This window comes from Mycoplasma enhydrae (assembly GCF_017116825.1).
Taxonomy (GTDB): Bacteria; Bacillota_I; Bacilli_A; order Mycoplasmatales; family Metamycoplasmataceae; genus Metamycoplasma; species Metamycoplasma enhydrae.
The window spans coordinates 1-1,485 of the sequence record NZ_JAFIRD010000017.1 but is presented as its reverse complement, the minus strand read 5'-3'; the positions used below and the strand labels follow the sequence as shown (position 1 = coordinate 1,485).

General features: G+C 24.2%; 3 protein-coding genes. All 3 read left to right on the top strand.

Going from position 1 to position 1,485, the window contains the following annotated elements; all coding sequences use genetic code 4:
- The coding region (locus JXZ91_RS03025; RefSeq protein ID WP_205851537.1) for an ATP-binding cassette domain-containing protein at positions 1 to 851 on the top strand (851 nt) is incomplete at its 5' end.
- A gap of 42 nt (positions 852 to 893) precedes the next feature.
- The gene (gene ybeY, locus JXZ91_RS03020) at positions 894 to 1,346 is read left to right on the top strand and encodes an rRNA maturation RNase YbeY (RefSeq protein ID WP_205851536.1); all 453 of its coding nucleotides are present in this window, start codon (positions 894 to 896) and stop codon (positions 1,344 to 1,346) included.
- A 12-nt stretch (positions 1,347 to 1,358) separates the two neighbouring features.
- Positions 1,359 to 1,485 (top strand): GTPase (locus JXZ91_RS03015; RefSeq protein WP_205851538.1); only part of this gene is annotated, 127 nt, incomplete at its 3' end.

The window sequence follows — 1,485 nt, the reverse complement described above, 5'->3', positions numbered from 1 at the left end:
TTACTAACTTTATAATAATTTATTTTTTTATCCAATATTCAAAAGAACCGATTTCACATTTGTTTTTCATTATTAGTGTTCAAGGACTGATAAATAATCCAATTGTTTTAGTTCAAGGTTTTTTAACGAATAAGTCAATTAATGAAATTTTTAAATCAAAAATTTGTTTCATTTTAAATGCTCCCCAAAACGACATAATTTGTTCAAATATTATTGATAAAACAATTAACAAAATTTGCATAAAAAATTTAACAATTTCTTATGGTAGCAAAGAAATAATTCAAAACTTAAATTTAAACATTGAAAACAATTGCAAAATTGTTGGCAAAAATGGGGTGGGGAAATCTAGCTTAATTAAAACATTAGCAGGTAATTTTATTCAATATAAAAACAGCGTATTTTTCAATAATGAAAGCTTGAATAAAGTTTCCAATTATTGGTTAGAGAGTAATGTATTTTACATTGACAATAATTTTAATTTTCCTAATGTTGACTTATATACTTACTTATTTTTAAATATAGACAAAAAAATTGTTGATATTTTATTAAATGATGCCAAATTTAAAGAAATCTTAAATACGCTTAATTTAAGTTTGTTTTCTGACTTAAACTATTCAGAAGATAAACTATCACTTGGTCAAAAACAACTAATAAAGGTTTTGCCATTAATAATCCGAAAATATAAAATTATTTTACTTGATGAAGCGTTTGAATTTATATCTTGAAAGCTATTTAAAAAACTAAGAGAAATAATAATTCATTTTCAAAATGAAGCACTGATTATTGAAACTAGCCATTCACAGAGATTTATAGATAAAAAATCTCCAATAATTACAATTGGCCAACCTTAATAATTTAAGGTAATTTTTATAGATTAATTTATAATTATCTTTATGAGTAAAATTACCTTCAAAAATAGCAGTTTTTCGACCTTTAATTTCATGAAGGAATTTTTAGATATTTTAGATGCTTCAGCTAAAGAATTTAGAGTGCAAAAAAAACTATTAGTGGATGTTTTATTTGTGAACAAATTTAAGATGAAAAAATTAAATTTTAGATATCGAAATAAAAACTATACTACGGATATTTTAAGTTTTCCATTGGACGCGCAATATGAGCTTAGTTTTTTAGATGAAATTTATTTGGGACAAATAATAATATCCCCTTGAAAAATTAAAAAGCAAGCCAAGGAATTTAATCATAGTATTAGAAGAGAGTTTTGTTACATATTTGCACACGGCATTGCACATTTATTTGGTTATGACCATCAGACTGAACAAGAAGCTTCTACTATGAATGCACATGTTGATAATATAATGAATATTTTAGGAATAAAAAGACAATAAAAAGGTGGTGAGATGAAGAAAGTTTGTTATGTTAGTTTAATTGGTAGACCTAATGTAGGAAAAAGTACATTAATCAATGGAATACTAGATTATGAATTAACTATTGTATCTAATCTAGCACAAACTACAAGAGACAATA